Annotated in this window: 17 protein-coding genes; 9 read left to right on the top strand and 8 right to left on the bottom strand. The window is 59.7% G+C overall.

Features of this window, described 5'->3' with window-relative positions; genetic code table 11:
• Window positions 1-99 precede the first annotated feature (99 nt).
• The gene (locus RUESEDTHA_RS08985) at window positions 100-579 is read left to right on the top strand and encodes a twin-arginine translocation pathway signal (protein ID WP_180886333.1); all 480 of its coding nucleotides are present in this window, start codon (window positions 100-102) and stop codon (window positions 577-579) included.
• Window positions 580-615: 36 nt separating this feature from the next.
• Complete coding sequence (locus RUESEDTHA_RS08980) at window positions 616-1179, top strand: ferric reductase-like transmembrane domain-containing protein (protein ID WP_180886330.1); 564 nt, start codon at window positions 616-618, stop codon at window positions 1177-1179.
• Here the strand turns inward: RUESEDTHA_RS08980 and argF are convergent.
• On the bottom strand, window positions 1176-2102 hold the full coding sequence (gene argF, locus RUESEDTHA_RS08975) for an ornithine carbamoyltransferase (RefSeq protein ID WP_171210907.1): 927 nt from the start codon (window positions 2100-2102) through the stop codon (window positions 1176-1178). The genes RUESEDTHA_RS08980 and argF overlap by 4 nt on opposite strands.
• 75 nt (window positions 2103-2177) lie before the next feature.
• Window positions 2178-3365, bottom strand: coding sequence for an aspartate aminotransferase family protein (locus tag RUESEDTHA_RS08970; RefSeq protein WP_180886328.1), 1188 nt, complete (start codon window positions 3363-3365; stop codon window positions 2178-2180).
• 294 nt (window positions 3366-3659) lie between these two features.
• Between RUESEDTHA_RS08970 and RUESEDTHA_RS08965 the strand changes: the two genes are divergently transcribed.
• The 3 genes from RUESEDTHA_RS08965 (at window position 3660) to RUESEDTHA_RS08955 (ending at window position 6038) form a co-directional block, all read left to right on the top strand.
• A complete protein-coding gene (locus RUESEDTHA_RS08965) occupies window positions 3660-4583 on the top strand; it encodes a DMT family transporter (protein WP_180886324.1) in 924 nt (307 codons plus the stop codon).
• Between the two features lie 70 nt (window positions 4584-4653).
• On the top strand, window positions 4654-5229 hold the full coding sequence (locus tag RUESEDTHA_RS08960) for a GcrA family cell cycle regulator (RefSeq protein ID WP_170377923.1): 576 nt from the start codon (window positions 4654-4656) through the stop codon (window positions 5227-5229).
• Window positions 5230-5519: 290 nt separating this feature from the next.
• Window positions 5520-6038: a GNAT family N-acetyltransferase gene (locus RUESEDTHA_RS08955; protein ID WP_180886321.1), complete on the top strand. Its 519-nt coding sequence runs from the start codon at window positions 5520-5522 to the stop codon at window positions 6036-6038.
• A 140-nt stretch (window positions 6039-6178) separates the two neighbouring features.
• On the opposite strand, the gene RUESEDTHA_RS08950 is transcribed toward RUESEDTHA_RS08955, so the two are convergent.
• The gene (locus RUESEDTHA_RS08950; RefSeq protein ID WP_180886318.1) at window positions 6179-7255 is read right to left on the bottom strand and encodes a DUF2235 domain-containing protein; all 1077 of its coding nucleotides are present in this window, start codon (window positions 7253-7255) and stop codon (window positions 6179-6181) included.
• Window positions 7233-9524 (bottom strand): xanthine dehydrogenase family protein molybdopterin-binding subunit, encoded by a 2292-nt coding sequence (locus tag RUESEDTHA_RS08945; protein ID WP_180886315.1) that lies wholly within the window; start codon window positions 9522-9524, stop codon window positions 7233-7235. Before RUESEDTHA_RS08945 ends, RUESEDTHA_RS08950 begins: the two co-directional genes overlap by 23 nt.
• 134 nt (window positions 9525-9658) lie before the next feature.
• Between RUESEDTHA_RS08945 and RUESEDTHA_RS08940 the strand changes: the two genes are divergently transcribed.
• The 3 genes from RUESEDTHA_RS08940 to RUESEDTHA_RS08930 all read left to right on the top strand — a co-directional run bounded on the left by RUESEDTHA_RS08940 (window position 9659) and on the right by RUESEDTHA_RS08930 (window position 14462).
• The gene (locus RUESEDTHA_RS08940; protein WP_180886312.1) at window positions 9659-12808 is read left to right on the top strand and encodes a valine--tRNA ligase; all 3150 of its coding nucleotides are present in this window, start codon (window positions 9659-9661) and stop codon (window positions 12806-12808) included.
• 125 nt (window positions 12809-12933) lie between these two features.
• Entirely contained in the window at window positions 12934-14097 is a 1164-nt protein-coding gene (locus RUESEDTHA_RS08935) for a benzoate/H(+) symporter BenE family transporter (protein ID WP_180886310.1), read from the top strand.
• 32 nt (window positions 14098-14129) lie between these two features.
• Entirely contained in the window at window positions 14130-14462 is a 333-nt protein-coding gene (locus tag RUESEDTHA_RS08930) for a DUF1992 domain-containing protein (protein ID WP_171125628.1), read from the top strand.
• Here RUESEDTHA_RS08930 and RUESEDTHA_RS08925 read toward each other — a convergent pair whose 3' ends face one another.
• Window positions 14463-15245, bottom strand: coding sequence for a crotonase/enoyl-CoA hydratase family protein (locus tag RUESEDTHA_RS08925; RefSeq protein ID WP_180886308.1), 783 nt, complete (start codon window positions 15243-15245; stop codon window positions 14463-14465).
• Window positions 15246-15303: 58 nt separating this feature from the next.
• Window positions 15304-16380 (bottom strand): SMP-30/gluconolactonase/LRE family protein, encoded by a 1077-nt coding sequence (locus RUESEDTHA_RS08920; RefSeq protein ID WP_180886306.1) that lies wholly within the window; start codon window positions 16378-16380, stop codon window positions 15304-15306.
• A gap of 94 nt (window positions 16381-16474) precedes the next feature.
• Between RUESEDTHA_RS08920 and RUESEDTHA_RS08915 the strand changes: the two genes are divergently transcribed.
• The gene (locus RUESEDTHA_RS08915) at window positions 16475-17581 is read left to right on the top strand and encodes a pyridoxal phosphate-dependent aminotransferase (RefSeq protein WP_180886868.1); all 1107 of its coding nucleotides are present in this window, start codon (window positions 16475-16477) and stop codon (window positions 17579-17581) included.
• A 28-nt stretch (window positions 17582-17609) separates the two neighbouring features.
• On the opposite strand, the gene RUESEDTHA_RS08910 is transcribed toward RUESEDTHA_RS08915, so the two are convergent.
• Complete coding sequence (locus RUESEDTHA_RS08910; RefSeq protein ID WP_180886304.1) at window positions 17610-18800, bottom strand: alanine--glyoxylate aminotransferase family protein; 1191 nt, start codon at window positions 18798-18800, stop codon at window positions 17610-17612.
• Window positions 18801-18850: 50 nt separating this feature from the next.
• Entirely contained in the window at window positions 18851-19483 is a 633-nt protein-coding gene (locus RUESEDTHA_RS08905) for a bifunctional 4-hydroxy-2-oxoglutarate aldolase/2-dehydro-3-deoxy-phosphogluconate aldolase (protein ID WP_180886302.1), read from the bottom strand.
• Between the last annotated feature and the right edge of the window lie 2 nt (window positions 19484-19485).

Raw genomic sequence — 19485 nt, 5'->3', positions numbered from 1 at the left:
TCTGTTGGCTCGAAATATCGTTCGTTCGTGCTACTCTGTCATGGCAACAGCGCCCGGCATAATGCGGGCAAACGAACTGGCTTTGAAAGCGAGGGGCCCATGACCCGTGTTTCACTCACTCGACGCTCTTTGATTGCTGCAGGCGGAGCTGTCCTTGCATCCGGCCTGCCGTTGCCCGCCCGCGCCAATGGCCTTGCACCTACCCCGTCAATGCGGGGAGGGGCCAACAATTATCGGCCCGGTGCGCCGATCGTGCAGCGCATTGGCGGCGGTGGGTTCTGGATGACCGGAACAGTCCGGCGCGCGGGAGACGGTGCCCCTCTGCCCGGTCAACGTATTCAGATCTGGGCTCATACAACCGAAGGGCATGAACGCGACCCCCACAGCCACGGCGCGACCCTGACCGATGAAAAAGGAGAGTTCCGGCTGGAAATGCCGCAAATCGTACCCGCCTTTGGTCAGCCGCATGGCCACCTGGCCTATGATAGCGGTGAATTCGAAACCGTGTTCCTGCGTCCGGTCATGGCAAGCGCAAGGGACAAAACCTTGGCCGCTCATTTCGTATTGCAACCTGCCTGACACGTGACGCGATCCTTTGCAGTTTGGACCGCGCTAATGGTCGTCTTGCTGGTTCCCATCCTTGCGGCCGCAACCAGCCCCTACCTGGCGTGGCGAAGCCCCGTCTACATCGCGGCTGGGTTTGCCGGGATTATCAGCCTGAGTTTGCTATTGCTTCAACCCTTGCTGGCAGGTCGATGGCTGCCTGGGCTGTCTTCCATGCAAAGCCGTCGATGGCACCGCAGATGCGGCCTTGCCCTGGTGGGTGCCCTTGTCATTCACGTGGCCGGATTGTGGATCACCAGCCCCCCTGACATGTTGGATGCCCTGCTGTTTGTATCACCCACCCCGTTTTCAGCGTGGGGAGTCGCAGCAATGTGGGCCGCTATCGCGGCGGCCCTTCTGGGTTTGCTGCGGCAACGCCTTCATCTTCGGTTTCGCTTCTGGAGACTTGGGCACGCGGGGTTGGCTTTCATCACAATCGTCGGCAGCGTTGTTCATGCCATGCTGATCGAAGGCACGATGGAAGTTATGTCCAAAACCGCACTTTGCCTTCTGGTCTTGTTGGCGAGCGTCTGGACGCTCGCCAAGCTTCGAGTGTGGGATATACGCAGGCGCTAGACGCCCAGGCACCAGCGCATGATCGCCTTTTGCGCGTGCAGACGGTTTTCCGCCTCATCAAAGATAACCGAGTTCGGACCGTCCATGACCTCGGATGTCGCCTCTTCCTCGCGGTGTGCTGGCAGGCAATGCATGAACAGCGCATCCGGCTTGGCGTGCGACATCAACTCTTCATTGACCTGATAGGGCCGCAGCAGGTTGTGACGCCGTTCCTTGGCCGATTGGGAATCGTGCATCGAGACCCAGGTATCGGCAACGACAAGGTCCGCGCCTTCGACCGCTTTGAACGGATCGCGCTCGACCACGATTTGCGATCCCTTTTGGCGGGCGAACCCCATGAACTCTTCCTCCGGGTCGAACTGCGCGGGGCCGGTGAAGGTCAGGTTGAAGCCAAACTGACCAGCCGCGTGCAGGAACGACGCGCAGACGTTATTGCCATCGCCGGTCCAGACCACTTTTTTACCCGCGATGGGGCCGCGATGTTCTTCGAAGGTCAGGACATCGGCCATGATCTGACAGGGATGGGTGCGGTCGGTCAGGCCATTGATCACAGGCACGTCCGAGTATTCGGCCATCTCGGTCAAGATCGTTTCATCGAACGTCCGGATCATGATCAAGTCGACATAGCGCGACAGGACACGGGCAGTATCGGCGATCGTCTCGCCATGGCCAAGCTGCATGTCCTTGCCGGACAGCAGCATGGTTTCACCGCCCATCTGACGCACGCCAACGTCAAAAGAAACCCGCGTTCTGGTGGATGGCTTTTCAAAGATCAGCGCAACCATGCGACCTGCCAGCGGCTGGTCGTCATCATGGGCGGCTTTGGGTCGACCGAGGCGGGCCTGTTTCATCGCTCCGGCCTGGTCAATCATCTTCCGCAGGTCAGCGGCATCAGTTTTGTGAATATCAAGGAAGTGGTTCATATCTTGTCGCTTTTGGTTGGCGGCGGGGGGGGGCCAGCCCCCACACCCCCGAAGTATTTCGGAACAGAAGAAGAGTCAGGCGGTGGTCAGATTGGCGTGAACCTGTTGCGCGGCTTTCTCGAGGCGGATAACGGCCTGCGCGATGTCGTCCTCGGTCAGGGTCAGTGGCGGCAGTAGGCGGATCACATTATCGGCGGCTGGGACGGTGATGACCTCGTTGTCATAGCCCGCATTCACCACGTCGATATTGGTCGGTTTGCATTTCAAACCCAACATCAGGCCGGTGCCACGCACCTCTTCGAACACATCGGGGTGGTCTGCGATCAGACCTTCGAGCTTTTGCCGTAACAGGCCTGCCTTTCGGTTCACGCCTTCCAGAAACGCGGGTGTGGCCACTTGGTCGATCACGGCACAGCCCACCGCACAGCCCAGCGGGTTGCCCCCATAGGTCGAGCCATGTGTTCCCGCAGTCATTCCGCTGGCCGCGCTTTCGGTTGCCAGAACTGCGCCAAGGGGAAATCCGCCGCCGATGCCCTTGGCGACCATCATGATGTCTGGGGTGATCCCGGCCCATTCATGTGCGAACAGTTTCCCGGTACGGCCAACACCACACTGGACCTCATCAAGAATCAAAAGAAGGCCGTTGTCGTCGCAGATTTGGCGCAGCGCCTTTAGCTCGGCGTCGGGAACCGGGCGTATACCACCCTCGCCCTGAACCGGTTCGATCAGGATCGCGGCGGTTTTGTCGGTGATGGCGTTGGTGACGCCGTCGAGATCGCCAAAGGTGACATGCACGAAACCGGGGAGCAGCGGGCCGAACCCCTTGGTCATCTTCTCGGACCCCGCAGCCGCAATGCCGGCTGAGGACCGACCGTGGAATGAGCCATCAAACGTGATGATCTCGACCCGCTCTGGCTGATTCTTGTCATAGAAATACTTGCGCGCCATTTTCACGGCCAGTTCGCAAGACTCAGTGCCGGAATTGGTAAAAAACACTGTATCGGCAAAGGTATGCTCGACCAGTTTGTCGGCCAGCGCCTGCTGCTGCGGGATGTGATAAAGGTTCGAGACATGCCACAGCGCATGCGCCTGTTCGGTCAGCGCGTTCACCAAAGCCGGATGTGCGTGGCCCAGCGCATTTACCGCGATACCTGCGCCCAGATCCAGAAAACGTCGGCCATCTGCCTCGCTCAGCCAGGCACCTTCGCCTTTCACAAAGGTCAGGGGCGCACGGTTATAGGTCGGCAGAACGGACGGGATCATCGGATCATCCTTTTCGATAAATTGAGCCCCGTGAGTGATACACGAAGGCCATGTTAGTCAACTGATTTGGTGGGAAGTGCGCGGATTCTCAGCGCACACAGGATCAAACGGGCCGATTACGCGGCAATGCGTCGGCGTCGGAGTCGCAGGATATGTGCGTGTTTGATCATGGCGGCTCGTATAGCCGTACTCGACTCATCTGAAAACCCCGAATTGCCCGGGGCAGTCTGATTTCCTTAACGAGCCGTACAATTGCCGCTTGCCATTTACCCCGCGCTAGCGCACCGCTGGCATATGACACCCACGCGCCAGAACCCGCCGCTTGCGGCCCTGTTGATCGTTGCAGCAAGCGCCTTACTTGCCGGAACCACCCTGCTGGCAAAAGCATTGGGAACGGATGTGCTGGGCCCGCCTCTGCATCCGTTGCAGATCAGCCATGGCCGTTTTCTGTTCGCATTTCTGGTGATCGTCAGCGCAGTGGCCGTTCTGCGCCCCCGCCTTACCCGTCCGCATTGGGGGCTTCATTTGGGAAGAACCAGCTTTGGATGGCTGGGAATCACGTTGATGTTCGCCTCGGTCGCATTCATCCCGATTGCCGACGCAACCGCGATTTCCTTTCTGAACCCGGTCTTTGCCATGGTTTTGGCCATCCCTTTGCTGAAAGAAGGTGTTGGCCCTTGGCGTTGGCTGGCCGCAGCGGTTGCGCTGGCTGGGGCGCTGATCCTTTTGCGTCCAACGCCTGAAAGCTTCCAGCCTGCGGCGCTTCTGGCTCTGACTGCCGCCGCCGTGATCGGAATGGAGCTGATCTTTATCAAGAAACTCGCTGGACGCGAAATTCCGATTCAGATCCTTTTGATCAACAATGCAATGGGGCTGACCATCGCCTCTGTCGCGGTGAGTTTTGTGTATCAATGGCCCACGCCCCAGCAATGGGCGGCCTTGGCTGGGATCGGCCTGTTGATGGCCTGCGCGCAGGCGTGCTTTGTAAACGGGATGGCGCGCGCCGATGCGTCTTTTGTGGCGCCCATCAGCTATGCCACGCTGGTCTTTGCCGCAGTTTATGACTTTGCGGTGTTCGGTGTGATCCCGGATGGAATCAGCATGATCGGCTCTGCGATCATCCTGACCGGGGGGCTGATTCTGGTCTGGCGTGAAGCGCGGCACCGTCACTCAGCGACTGATTCGAGAACTGCTTGTAACTCGGCACACAGTGATTAAAATAGGGACCGAGACGAATTCACAAGGCGGCCCGAATCCGGGGCCGCTTTCCGCTTTTGAAAGGCAAATGATGTCCTGGACTGACGAGCGTGTAGAGCTGCTGAAAAAGATGTGGGGCGAGGGCCAGTCGGCCAGCCAGATCGCCAAGGAACTGGGTGGCGTGACCCGCAACGCGGTGATCGGCAAGGTCCACCGTCTGGGCCTGTCGAACCGCGCAACTGGCGCGACCCCAGCCAAGGCCGAGCCCAAGGAAAAACCGGCACCAGCACCAAAGGCCGAGGCCAAGCCCAAGCCCGCGCCCAAGACCGAACCTGCGCGCCCTGCGCCTGCTCCGGCGGCCGAAGCCAAGCCTGCTGTGCCCGCCCGCCGTCAGATCATCCCGGCCGGTCAGCCCCTACCGCCGCAGCCCTCGGCCAATGAGATCAGCCCCGAGGCGCTCGCCAAGGTCAACGAGGTCGAGAAGAAGGCCAAGAAGCTGACGTTGATGGAGCTGACCGAGAAAACCTGCAAATGGCCCGTCGGCGACCCCGCGACCGAGGATTTCTGGTTCTGCGGCCTGCCGGTTGAGGCAGGCAAGCCCTATTGCGAAGCGCATGTGGGCGTGGCCTTCCAACCCATGAGCTCGCGCCGGGATCGGCGGCGGTAATTGAGAACCTAAACCCAAGTCTCCATTGTGGAATGTGAAAGGGGCGCAGGCGTTTCGCCACGCCTCTTACCGGAAGTGTTGCATAGTAAAAAACAATGCAAGGCGTAACTAGCTCTGACAAAGGAAACACCTTCACTGAAAGCTGCGAAGGTGTCTTAGATCGGAGTGTCAGCTGTGCGGATAATGCGCCAATTCGCAGCTTTTGCGCCAATGGCGGCTTTCGGCTCGCGGCTGATTGACTCATGCACCCCGTTTCAGCACGCTTTCTATACTTTGTTCGGGGTACCACAATGACCAATATAATTGTCCGGCTCGCAAGCTGCGAAGACGATATTGAGGCGGCACGTATGCTGTGCCGAGAATGGTTGAAGTGGCACTGGGAAAACTACCCCTCCGATTGGCCTAGGGGTGACGATCATCCAATGAACCCAAAAAGTTTCGAGGCCATATTGAAGGAACTACCCGCTCTGCACGAGCGACCATTAGGCGGAATTATCGTTGCATCGGTGGATGGCAAACCGATGGGGTGCGTCATGTACAGTGAAGCCCGTCCCGGCACCGCCGAGTTCAATCGAATGTTTGTAAGTCAGGCAGGACGCGGCCTCGGACTTGGCCGCAGACTGCTGAACGAAATGTTCAAGCAGTTGACAGCAGATGGGTACAGTCACGTCTTCTTCTCTTCAGCTACGTTTCTGACACATGCCCGGGCGATGTATGAGGACGCTGGCTTTGTTCCCATGCCGCAACCAGAAAGCTTCCCGGGTAAGTGGCAAGACAAGGTCTACTTCATGGAGCGTTCGCTGGCCTAGCCGCGCAAGGTTTGCGACTTTACCCGTGTCCATGCCGTGCAAAGCGGGCTTTCGCCCGTCGCGCAGCATCTTTCAAAATGGGTTCGAACTTGAAATTGCGCCGTCAGTTATCTTGTAACCCCTGGCCCACCTTCAGCCTTTCACTGCGCCGGATGCGACGGCAAATCCGGCATCGGCACCCAGCCGGGCAGTTCATCCGGCGAGACCGAGACGTGCAACCGCTCGGACCGGTCACGCCCCACCTTCCGATGCTTGCGCAGCAGGAAAATCTTGCCCCAGCCGCGCCATGTTCCCACCGAGCGCGCGTGGGTGTCGGTCGGGAACCGCTCACGCCAGCCTTCGGGCAGGGGCAGGCCGTGCATCTCGGCCTTGTCCAACATCCAGATGAGGGAAATGTTGCTGAGGGGTCTGGCCTCTTCAAACCCGTTCAACTGGCCCCCGACATCGCCGTGGGTACCTCGGAACCAGACCTGTTCCACATGGCCTTTGAACTCAGGAGTACATTTCCACAATACCGGCTCGAACACCTCGCGGGTCTCGTCCAGTGCCATGGCATGATAGCCGTGGCGGGTGGCGGGTCCAAGCTGGTGGTTGTGGAAGGCGTGGCGTTCCTCGGCCCAGCGCCACAGAAGCGGCAGGCGCAGGCCCAGCGCCTTGACGGTATCCCAGACGCCGACCATTTCAATCGCCACATCCTCGTGGCAAAAGGCCCGCCGAAATTCGGCCGCAGCCGAGCCATTGGCGTTGCACTCATAATGGCGGTACGCCTGCTTGATATTCCGCTCGGTCGAGTGTTCGGCCTTGAGCAGCCCGATCAGGTCGATCACCCCCGCAAGGCTGCGCACGCCATAGGCCCCGCGCGAGTAGCCGATGAAATAGATACGGTCGCCGGGCTTGTAGCGCGACGCCAGATAGCCATAAGCGCGCCTGATCTGGCGGTTGATCCCCCGCCCCATCATCACGTCCAGCGAGGATTTCCAGCTTTCCCACTGCACCCCGGACTCGTAAAAAACCGAGACCTTGCTGCCCATTTCACAGCACAGGCGCAGGGTCTGGCCCGCGTGGGTTTCCCGACCCGCCTCCAGCGTGGACATGGTGCCGTCGAGGATAATCACATGGCTGATCGGTTCGCGATGACGCGTCTCGGCCGAGTGCTCGGACCGCAGAGGCCGTCCGAGCCATCCCAGTACCTTTCTACTCAGCCGCGACAGATCCATGCGTTAGCAATTCCCATACTTTGTTGGGTGTGAACGGCATATCCGCCTGCCGCACCCCGTGTTCCCAGAGCGCGTCCTGTACTGCGTTTGCAACAGCAGCCAGCGCGCCCACCGTCCCGGCCTCACCGCATCCCTTCATCCCCATAGGGTTGGAAGTTGACGGAACCGGCACCGACGTAAACTTAATCATGGGTATCTCGGCGGCGCGCGGCAAGGCATAGTCCATCAACGAAGCCGTGAGCAGTTGCCCTTGCGCATCATGAACAACACGCTCGGTCAGCGCCTGCCCAATGCCCTGGACGACGCCACCATGCACTTGCCCTTCGGCCAGCATTGGGTTGATAAGGTTACCAAAATCATCGACGACTGTATAGCGGTCGACCCATGTTTCTCCGGTGTAAGAATCAATAACGATTTCGGCAACATGCGCGCCATTGGGATAGCTGCGCGCATCCAGGTTGGCGCGCGCCTGATGTTGCAACAGATCGGTTCGGCCATCGGCGCGGGCCATGTCAGCAGCCTCTATCAGGGTTGGTGTCAGGTTCGACCCTGATGCGCGAAATGTTTCGTGGTCGAAACTGATGTCGCTTTCCTCGACCCCCATCTTATCCGCCAGATACGGCGTGAACGCCGCAAGCATGACGTCGATTGTCGCCAGTGTCGCCGTGCTTTGCACCGTAACGGACCGAGACCCCCCGGTGCCGCCCCCATGTGGCAGTTGATCGCTGTCACCCTGCACCACATTGATCTGGTCCACCGGCAAACCCGTCTGGTCAGACAGAAATTGAGCATAAACAGTTTCATGCCCCTGCCCGTTTGATTGGGTGCCAACATAAAGATTCACGGTGCCATCCTCGCAGAACTCAACTTTCGCGTTCTCGGAAGGGTCCCCCAGAATACTTTCGATATAGTAGCAAAGACCCTGCCCCCGGATCAGGCCGCGTTCGGCATCGGTCGCCTTGCGCGCGTCGAACCCCGCAGTTTGGCTAGCTGTGCGTGACAGGATCATATTAAAATCGCCGACATCGTAAGTCTCGCCGGTCGCAGTTTTGTATGGAAATGCCTCTGGGCGGATGAAATTCTTGTGGCGCAGCTCCCAGGGATCGATGCCCAATTCACGCGCGGCGCGGTCCATGACACGCTCAAGGACATAGATCGCCTCGGGTCGTCCGGCCCCGCGATAGGCATCGACCTGCGTGGTGTTGGTGAAAAACCCCTCGACCCGCAGATAGGTGGTCTGGACGTCATAGACCCCCATCAGCACCCGGCTGAACAGGTTGGTCTGGATCGCCTGACCGAAATGGCTGTTATAGGCACCCAGATTGACCTTGCTGTGCACGCGATAGGCGATGATCCGATGGTCGTCGTCAAATGCCAGTTCCGCAAGCGAGGTCAAATCGCGGCCATGATGATCAGCCAGCATCGCCTCGGACCGGTCCGACATCCAGTGGACGGGTTGGCCCAGCTTCTTCGCGGCAACAGCGGTGCAGAAATATTCGGGGTAAGGCATCACCTTCATGCCAAACCCGCCACCTACGTCCGGGGTGGTGACCCGGATCGCCTCGGGCTCTAATCGCAGTTTCTCGGCCAATTGCGCACGCATCGCCCAGACCCCCTGCCCGCCATAGGCAAAATGCAGGCGGCCATCGACCCAGTTGGCCTGACAGCCGCGCGGTTCGATTGAGGTGATGATGACCCGGTTATCAGCCACATTCAGCGAAACCCGATGCGCGGCGGCTTGAAATGCAGCTTCGGTCGCGACCTCATCACCCAACCCCCAATCAAAGGCGCGATTATCGGGGGCGTCTTCGTGCAAAACCTCTCCGCCCGTATCTACGTCCAGCTTTGCGGGTAATTCGTCGATTTCGACCCAGATCATCTCGGCTGCGTCGCGGGCCTGCGACGGGGTATCGGCAATGACAACCGCGATCGGCTCGCCGACAAAACGTACACGGCCACTGGCCAGCATATGACGCTCCGGCGCTGCGGCTTTCGATCCGTTCCGATTGTCTAGGATTGCAGCATTCATTACGGTGTCGATCCCTGCGGCCTTCAGATCGTCCAACGTCATCACCAGACGCACCCCATCCGCCGACCGCGCCTCTTCTAGGTCCAGACTGGATATCACCCCATGCGCCACCTGAGAGCGCACGAAAACAGCGTGCAGCGCGCCCTCGGGCACAACATCATCCATGTAATGCCCCTGCCCGGTCAGAAATCGCTGATCCTCAGTCCGTTTGACGGGCTGACTCTTACCGAACTTTTCCATGGAACGCTCCTGCCGCTGCTCTACCGCGCGACACTAGCCTGCGAGGGGACGATGTCCATAGGGGGCCTTCCCCTTGGCGCATGCATTCGCTATTGCAGGCGCTGACCCAAGATTGATGACGCAGGACGCACCCCATGGCGATGGAAAAGACATTCAACGCGGCCGAGGCCGAGGCCCGTATCTATAAAACCTGGGAAGAGGCCGGGGCCTTCAAGGCAGGCGCGAACAAATCGCGCGACGAAAGCTTTACCATCATGATCCCACCGCCCAACGTGACCGGCGCGCTGCATGTGGGCCATGCGTTCAACAACACGCTGCAGGACATCCTGATCCGCTGGCACCGGATGCGCGGGTTCGACACGCTGTGGCAGCCCGGTCAGGACCACGCGGGCATCGCCACACAGATGCAAGTCGAAAAGATGCTGGCCGCCACACAGCAGCCCAGCCGGACCGAGCTGGGGCGCGAGGCATTTCTTGACAAGGTCTGGGAGTGGAAAGGCGAATATGGCGGCACGATTATCGAACAGTTGAAGCGGCTGGGGTCTTCCTGCGACTGGTCACGCAACGCCTTCACCATGGCAGGCGCGCCGCGCGACCCACGCACAGGCCACGAAAACTCGGCCAACTTCCACGACGCGGTGATCAAGGTCTTCGTCGACATGTACGAAAAAGGCCTGATCTATCGCGGCAAACGTCTGGTCAATTGGGACCCGCATTTTGAGACTGCGATTTCGGATTTGGAAGTTGAGAATATCGAAACGCCGGGCCATATGTGGCACTTCAAATACCCGCTGGCCGGGGGCGAGACCTATACCTATGTCGAAAAGGACGAGGATGGGAACGTCGTGCTGACGGAAGAGCGTGACTACATCTCGATCGCCACGACCCGCCCCGAAACCATGCTAGGCGATGGCGCGGTCGCGGTTCATCCATCGGATGAACGTTACGCACCAATTGTGGGCAAACTCTGCGAAATCCCGGTTGGCCCGAAAGAGCATCGCCGTCAGATACCGATCATCACCGATGAGTACCCGGACCCCGATTTCGGCTCGGGCGCGGTGAAGATCACCGGTGCGCATGACTTCAACGACAACATGGTCGCCAAGCGCGGCGGCATCCCGATGTATCGCCTCATGGACACCAAAGGCGCGATGCGGGCAGATGGCGCACCTTACGCGGAAGAGGCCGGAAAGGCGCAGGACTACGCGCGGGGCAAGGACTTTACCGAGAACGAGATCGACGCGATCAACCTGATCCCCGATCACCTGCGCGGCCTCGACCGGTTCGAAGCGCGCTCGAAAGTTGTCGAGGAAATCACCGCCGACGGTCTGGCTGTTATGACCCGCGCGGATGACTCGCGTCTGGGCACCAAGCTGGGCGAGGAGGAAGATCCGGCGGCACTCGTCCCGCTGGTCGAGAGCAAACCAATCATGCAGCCCTTCGGCGACCGCTCGAAAGTGGTCATCGAGCCGATGTTCACCGACCAGTGGTTTGTGGACGCTGAAAAGGTCGTCGGCCCCGCGCTGGATGCGGTCAAGAACGGCACGGTCAAGATCATCCCCGAGTCGGGCGAGAAGACCTATTACCATTGGCTGGAAAACATCGAGCCTTGGTGCATCTCGCGCCAGCTGTGGTGGGGGCATCAGATTCCGGTTTGGTATGGGCTGGACCTGTCCGCCGAAAACTTTGTCGACGATGAGAATGACGGAGACCTTGATCTGGTCGAATTGGGTCGCCTGCTGAATGAAGGCGGCATGCTGCACCGTGGCAGTGTTATGGAATGTGCACCCAGCTTTGAAGCTGCCACCGAAATGTTCCTCGACGACAACGCCGACATTCCAAGCCCTCTAAGCCACGCGACAGTTATCGAAGTTGCTGACAAGCACGAAGCGATCCATCGGTTCGCGGAAAGCCTTGCTCAGTATGCAGTTGAACAAGACCCGACCAAGTTGGTTTACCCGGTCTGGCGCGACCCCGACGTCCTCGACACATGGTTCTCATCCGGCCTCTGGCCCATCGGCACACTGGGCTGGCCCGAACAGACCGAGGAGCTGGAGCGCTATTTCCCTACCGACGTGCTGATCACCGGCGCAGATATTCTGTTTTTCTGGGTGGCCCGGATGATGATGATGCAACTGGCCGTAGTGAACGAAATCCCGTTCCACACCGTCTACCTGCACTCGCTCGTCCGTGACGAGAAGGGCAAGAAGATGTCGAAGACCACCGGCAACGTCATCGACCCGCTGGAGATCGTGGACGAATTCGGCGCGGACGCGCTGCGCTTTACCAACGCCTCGATGGCGGCTATTGGCGGCGTGCTGAAACTGTCCCGCGAACGCATCACCGGCTATCGCAACTTCGGCACCAAGCTATGGAACGCCGTCCGCTTTGCCGAGATGAACGAGGTCTTCACCGACGCCGTTCCGCAACTGGACGTGGCCGACCTGAAACCCAAAGCGGCCGTTAACCGCTGGATCATCGGCGAAACCGCCCGCGTGCGGGCCGAGATCGACGCGGCGCTGGAAAGTTACCGCTTCAACGATGCAGCGAACGGGCTTTATGCCTTTGTCTGGGGCAAGGTCTGCGACTGGTACGTGGAGCTGTCGAAACCGCTGCTGCAAGGCGACGCCGAGGCACAGGCCGAGACCCGCGCCACGATGCGCTGGGTTCTGGATCAGTGCCTGGTCCTGCTGCACCCGATCATGCCGTTTATCACCGAAGAGCTTTGGGGCCTAACCGGCGACCGCGCCAAGATGGTCGTCCACGCCGATTGGCCGACCTATGGCACCGAACTGGTCGATGCGGATGCAGATCGCGAAATGAACTGGGTAATCTCGGTCATCGAAAACACCCGCTCGGCCCGTGCGCAGATGCGGGTTCCGGCGGGGCTGTACGTACCGATGCTGGTGACAGAGATCGACGCCCATGGCCAAGCCGCATGGGACCGCAATGAGGCGCTGATCAAGCGTCTGGCGCGGATCGACAGCCTGACCCCGGCGGATGAACTGCCCAAAGGCACGATCTCAATCGCCGCGCCCGGCGCGTCCTTCGGCCTGCCGCTGGCCGATATCATCGACATCGGTGCGGAAAAGGAACGACTGGAGAAAGCCAAAGGCAAGCTGGCCAAGGAACTCGGCGGTCTGCGCGGGCGACTGAACAACCCCAAATTCGTGGCTTCGGCACCGGAAGAGGTTGTGGAAGAAGCCAAAGCCAACCTCGCCGCCCGTGAAGAAGAAGAAGCGAAGCTGAATGAGGCACTGGCCCGTCTGTCCGAGATCGCCTGATCCGTCTTCACGCCCCAACACTCTGACCCCGTCTTACTGGCGGGGTTTTCTTTTGCGCAACTGGGGGTTGCCCCGCCACCCCCGCGCTTGGTAGCACGGTTCGAGGCAACCCCACCGAGGCCGAAATGACGCGCGCAGCCCCTCCGATCCAAACTGTCTCGACCGGGCTGGTTGTGGCCATCGTCGGCTTCTTCAGCTCATTTCCCATTGTCCTTCAGGGTTTAACTGCGATGGGGGCGTCACCGGCCCAAGCAGCCTCGGGGTTGATGATGGCGGCTATCGCCATGGGTCTGGCGGCCATAGGTCTGAGCCTTTGGTATCACCAACCCATCAGCGTTGCATGGTCCACACCCGGAGCAGCCCTGCTTGCCGTGTCCGCCACGCCGGTGGCGGGCTTTTCAGACGCCGTGGGTGCGTTTTTGTGCGCAGGTGCGTTAACAGTTCTGGCCGGGCTGTGGAAACCGCTGGGCCGCCTTGCTGCGGCGATCCCTACCACGCTGGCACAAGCGATGTTGGGCGGGGTTCTGTTGCCGCTTTGCATTCTGCCCTTCAAAGCCGCCGTTGACCTGCCGTGGCAGGCGCTTCCCGTGATCCTGACATGGTTTGTCGCCGGGCGTTTCAACCGGCTGCTCGCTGTGCCTGCCGCCGTCATCGCGGCGGCCGTCGTGGTCGTTCTAAATGCCAAAGGTGTATCGGTTGCGCCGGCACAGGTGGTGGCCACTCCGGTCTGGACTTGGCCCACATTCTCAGTGGCGTCCATTATCGGCATCGGACTTCCGTTGTTCATCGTCACGATGGCCACGCAGAACATCCCCGGCATCGCCGTAATGCGCAGCTTTGGTTACCAGCCCGTGTCAGGGCGCCTGTTTTCGGCCGTGGGTGGCGCAAGTGTCCTGTCCGCGTCATTCGGTGCGCCAGCAACCTGCCTTGCTGCGATCACCGCAGCGATGTGTTCGAACGAAGACAGCCATCCCGATCCAAATCAACGCTATTGGTCCGCTGTGATGGCTGGTGTGTTTTATTGCGTGTTCGGCGTGTTTGCCGTCGCAATTACAGGGTTTGCCGTTCATGCCGATCCGTTGCTGATGGGCACGCTGACCGGCGTTGCCCTGATCGGCGTGATGGCCAATGCAACCTTTGCGGCGCTCGAAGTGCCTGCCGAACGCGAAGCTGCAATCCTGACCTTTGCGATCACCGCTTCTGGTATTTCCGTCTTCGGGCTGGGGGCCGCAGTTTGGGGCCTTTTGGCTGGCGGCGTCGCCTATGTGATGACAAACCGAAGCCGCTAGCCGCGCGGCCCGGTAAACTGTAGAACAAAGATATGTTTGGATCGCTGGGAAAGCTCATTGAGCGTCAGATCAAAAAGGCGCAAGCCGAAGGACAATTGCAAGGGCTTGAAGGCGAAGGCCGTCCCCTGCCCGATCGCTCTGGCGAGGCGCAAAGCGACCCGGCAACTGCCGCCGGATACAGAATAATGGCTCAGGCCGGGGTGCTGCCCGAAGAGTTTAAGATCAAGAAAGATCTGGACGCAGCGCGCCAGGACTACACCACCCTTACCGATCCGCAAGCGCGCAAACAGGCGATGGCCCGCATCGCCGATCTGGAAATGCGGTACAACATGGCACGTGATGCACGGCGCGCCTTTACGCGCTAGTTACTTGAATACAGGCTTGCGGCCCTGCATCTGGGCGGCAATAACCTCCATCTGGTCCGGTTTTCCGATCAGTTCTACCTGCTCGACGGATTCCTCCATCAGGGTTTCCGCGCGGCTATGGCTTTCGGCGAAATCTATGACCCGCTTGGCCGCACGAATGCCCGACGGACTTTTGGACGCGATATCCTCGGCAATTGCCGTTGCCTCGGTCAAAGGATCGTCGGAAAGCTTGGTCACAAGCCCCCAATCCGCCGCCTGCTGCGCCCCAACTGGCCGGGCGGTATAAGTCAAAAGGCGGATCACATCGCTGCCAACCAGATGCGGCAGCATATACATCGCGCCCATATCCGGGATAATGCCCCACTTCATTTCAAGCACGGCGAGTTTGCTGTCGGGGTGCGCAATACGAATATCGGCGCCCAGCGCGATCTGAAGACCGCCGCCATAGGCCACGCCTTCGATAGCGCAAATCACCGGGACCGGAACGCGGCGCCATGTCAGCGCCAGTTCCTGAAGATCATTGGCATCCCCATGGCTGCGGGTCATCAGCCATTCGGACGGGTTGTTATTGGCGTATTTCGCAAGGCTGGCCATATCCAGACCGGCGCAGAAGTTTCCGCCCTGCCCCGACAGAACAACCGCACGCGCGTCCGAGGCGGCAACCTCCTGCCCTGCGGACAGAATTGCATTGAACATCGCGTCATCCAGCGCGTTCATCTTCTCGCCGCGCGTCAAAGTGACGTGGGCAATGTGATCTTTGTATTCTACGGATACACGCGACATGTGAACTTCCCTATTACAGTTTCGGCAAAGATGCCTGCAACACCCACAAAGTTCCAGATCAACGTAGGGGCAATCCCTGGACGGCCATACGCCCAAACCACGGGGAATCCAGCGTCATGACATAGAACTGGTTTCCAACGATCTTTCCGCCGGTTGTAATCCCCAGTCGGCCCTGTGGGTCCTGCAGGTTTTGTAGGACGTTTCCCTCTCCGTCGAATTGAATCAGCATTCCGCGATGGATCGGTGCAGGTCGCACCATCGGACCCAGCCGCCAGATCACCTTGCGCAGGAACGGATAAGGCATCAAAGCTTCGGTCGGCACGCGCGGGCTCGCGAACGCCATCCAATAGGTGCCGTCGCCCTGCGCCTCGATATTGTCCGGATAGCCTGGCAAATTGTCCATCAGAACTGCGCGCTCGCCCGCATTTGGACCGGTCAGCCATAGTTTATGGACCCGTGCACGCCCGGTTTCCGCGATCAGCAGAAAATCTTCGTCCGGAGACAGCGCAACACCGTTCGTGTAGACGAACCCATCGGCCACCTTTTCGGTGCTGCCGTCGGGTGCGTACTTGGCGACATACCCGGTGTCCGATTGCTCCCAGATCGTCATCACGGATGTGGGTTTGGTACCGCCCATTGTTTCGGGGTCGAAACGATCTGAAGAGTTGGAGAAATATACCGTCCCGTCCCGGGCCACATCCAATTGGTTGGCATAGATCAAGGGCTTCCCGTCAACTTCAGAGGTAAGCAACTCTAACGAACCGGGACCATTCCAACGCATCAACCCACGAAAACTGTCCGCGATATACAGCGCACCGTCCGGGCCCGCCTTGAGGCCCAACGGACGCCCATCAAGTTCGTCGACCTTGGTGGGGGCTTCGCCGTCAATACGGAACAGAGCGCCGGAAGCTGTGGTTGTATAAGCGGTTCCATCCGGCAATACGGCGATGTCTTCGGGACCCAGCTCATCATCAGGAAATGCAATCAATTCAAGCTGGTCCAGCGCGTTGTTTTCGACAAACTCGCCTACGAACTCAGGTGCTTGTGGTGGTTCCCACGCGACTGGCTCAACCTCAACCGGCCAAAAAATCAGATAGGCCAGCCCGATCAGGATCAGCCCCAACAAAACGCGCATCTGCACCCCTCCCTAAACAATTCTGTGTAGGGTGGGTGGCAATCGCGCACAACACAAGGTTGCTCGCCCTGTGACCTTACGTTTATCTGCCTATATGACTGACCCACGCTACACCCCGCTTGCTCTGTCCCTGCCTGCGACCGTGCCCTTTGTCGGCCCCGAAACACAGGAGCGCCAGCGGGGTGCGCCCTTCATTGCTCGGCTTGGCGCGAACGAAAGTGTCTTCGGCCCCTCGCCGCGCGCGGTCGAGGCGATGGCAAATACTGAAATCTGGATGTACGGCGACCCAGAAAACCATGACCTGCGCCACGCATTGGCTGAACATCATGGCATTGGGGCAGACAATATCGTCGTGGGGGAAGGGATTGATGGGCTTTTGGGCTACCTCGTCCGGCTTTTGATCGGACCCGGCGACGCTGTTGTCACCTCGGACGGTGCCTATCCAACTTTCAATTACCACGTGGCAGGTTTCGGAGGTGCGCTGCACACTGTTCCTTACCGCGACGATCACGAAGACCCGGCGGCCCTATTTGCTCTGGCCGCCGAAACGGATGCCAAGCTGGTCTATCTGGCCAATCCCGACAACCCTATGGGAAGCTGGCATTCCGGCAAGGATATCGTCGCCGCGCTGGACGATCTGCCTGACGGGTGCCTGCTGGTTCTGGATGAGGCTTATGTGGAATGCGCACCGGAAGGGACCGAAGCCCCGGTCGCGGCCGATGATCCCCGCGTTATCCGAATGCGCACCTTTTCAAAGGCTTATGGAATGGCAGGGGCGCGCGTCGGATACGCGATTGGCGCGCCGGGATTGATATCGGCGTTCAACAAGGTGCGGAATCACTTCGGCATGAACCGCGCAGCACAAGCTGGGGCGCTGGCAGCGCTGCAAGACGACGCCTGGTTAAAACGGATTCAGAACAAGATCGCTGAGGCCCGCACCCGGATCAGACAGATCGCAACAAAGAATGGTCTGACCCCCTTGCCGTCAGCCACGAATTTCGTTGCCATTGATTGCGGGCAGGACGGAGCCTTTGCCAAAGCGGTTCTTGAGACGCTGGTCGCGCAGGGTGTGTTCGTTCGAATGCCCTTTGCTGCGCCTCAGAACAGGTGCATTCGGGTAAGCTGCGGTGAGGCATCCGATCTGGATGCCTTTGCCGCAGCCCTGCCAAAGGCGCTTGAGGCCGCAAACGCGCGCGCATGAACTGCGCCAATACGCTCGGCAGTTCGCGTTACGAAACCAACGCAGCCGCCGCAGCCTCCAACGCGCCTGTGCCGCGCGGGATTCCGAGTGCGGCCAGCCCGGTTTCAACCCCGCCCAACATGGCCATTACCATCTGCGCATTCACATGCCCCATGTGACCAAGTCGAAAACAGCCGTCCCAGTCCTCCATCCCAAGGCCGATACCCAAGGTCAGGCCCAGTTGGGTTTCTGTATACTCCCGGAGGGCCGTGCCCCGACCGTCGGTCAGCCGCAAGGCGGTTACGGCACGGCTGCGGTCTTGGCGATCTGCGACGTTCAAGTGCAAAGCACCGCCCTCGGCCCAGGTTTCGCAAGCCGTCCAAATAGCCCTTGCAAGTCGTTCGTGACGCGCCCAAACCTGTTCGATCCCCTCGGCATGGATGATATCCAAGGCAGCGCGCAGCCCATATAGGTGATGGGTCGGAGCCGTCCCGTTGAAATACTGGTAAAACAGCTCCGGATTAGCCCGCGGCACCCAATCCCAATATTGCGACACCCGGGGCATGACGGCGCGCTTGGACTGCGCCTTGTCGTTAAAAAAGACAAACCCCACACCTGCGGGCGTCATCAGCCCCTTTTGACAGGCGGTGACCATGACATCGACACCCCAGGCATCCATTTCGAACCGATCACACCCCAGCGAGGCGATACAATCCGCCATCAAAAGCGCCGGGTGGTTCAAGTCATCCAGCAACGCCCGAAGCGTTGGAATGTCGTTTCGGATCGAGCTTGAGGTATCCACATGCACGGCCAGAACCGCTTTGATTTCATACGCTTTATCAGCGCGCAACGCATCGGCGATACGTTCGAAATCCCAGGCAGATGACGTACCAAAGTCGATCAATTGCGCCGTTGCGCCGATCCCTTCTGCCATCTCTGCCCAGCCGTGGGTGAACCGACCCGAAGCCGGTGCCAAAATACGTTCGCCGGGGGCAATGACGTTCGACAGGGCAGCTTCCCAAGTGCCGTGCCCGTTGGCGATATAAATTGCGAGGTTGTGCTCGGTCCGGGCGACGCGACAAAGGTCACGGGTGAGCGCGGGCATCATCTCGATCAACTCGCCATCATAGATATTGGGCGAGGGACGGTGCATCGCTTGCAAAACGGCGTCGGGTATTACCGACGGCCCGGGAATAGCCAAATACTCACGCCCCTGCGCGAGAGAGTTGTGATTTTTCATGGGATCAACCTGTTAGAATTGGCCTCACCCTAACGTGTGGCCGGGCAGCGTCAATCCATCAGCTTGGACGCCTCGCGCGCAAGTGTTTCGATGCCCGCCCAATCCTGATCCAAAACCATCTGTTTTGGCGCAACCCAACTGCCACCCGCGCAGACAACGTTGGACAAAGACAGGTAATCACGGGCGTTCGCAGGCGAGACACCTCCGGTTGGACAATACGTGATCTGCGGCAGCGGAGCACCAATAGCCTTCAATGCAGGCGCACCGCCTGATGCTTCGGCAGGAAAAAACTTGAGCATGTCATAGCCCTGTTCCAGCAAACGCATCGCCTCGCTTGCCGTCGCCGCGCCGGGCAAAAGGGGCAGGCCTTCGGCCTCGCACGCAGCGATCAGAGCGTCAGTCGCGCCGGGAGAGACACCAAATTGTGCACCTGCCTCTTTCGCGGCACGGACATCATCAGGGGTCACCAGCGTTCCAGCCCCTACAACACCGCCCGGCACTTGAGACATTGCGCGGATTGCGTCCAACGCCGCAGGCGTCCGCAGCGTGACCTCAAGCGCAGGAAGCCCGCCAGCGACAAGCGCCTCGGCCAGTGGGCGTGCATCTTTGGCATCGTCGATGACCAACACAGGAACGATAGGGGCAAGCGCGCAAATTTCGCGGGTGCGTTGAGTTTTTGACATGA

This window comes from Ruegeria sp. THAF57 (assembly GCF_903914075.1).
GTDB lineage: Bacteria > Pseudomonadota > Alphaproteobacteria > Rhodobacterales > Rhodobacteraceae > Ruegeria.
The sequence above is the reverse complement of the archived record's forward strand: the minus strand, read 5'-3'. Positions and strand labels throughout refer to the sequence as shown.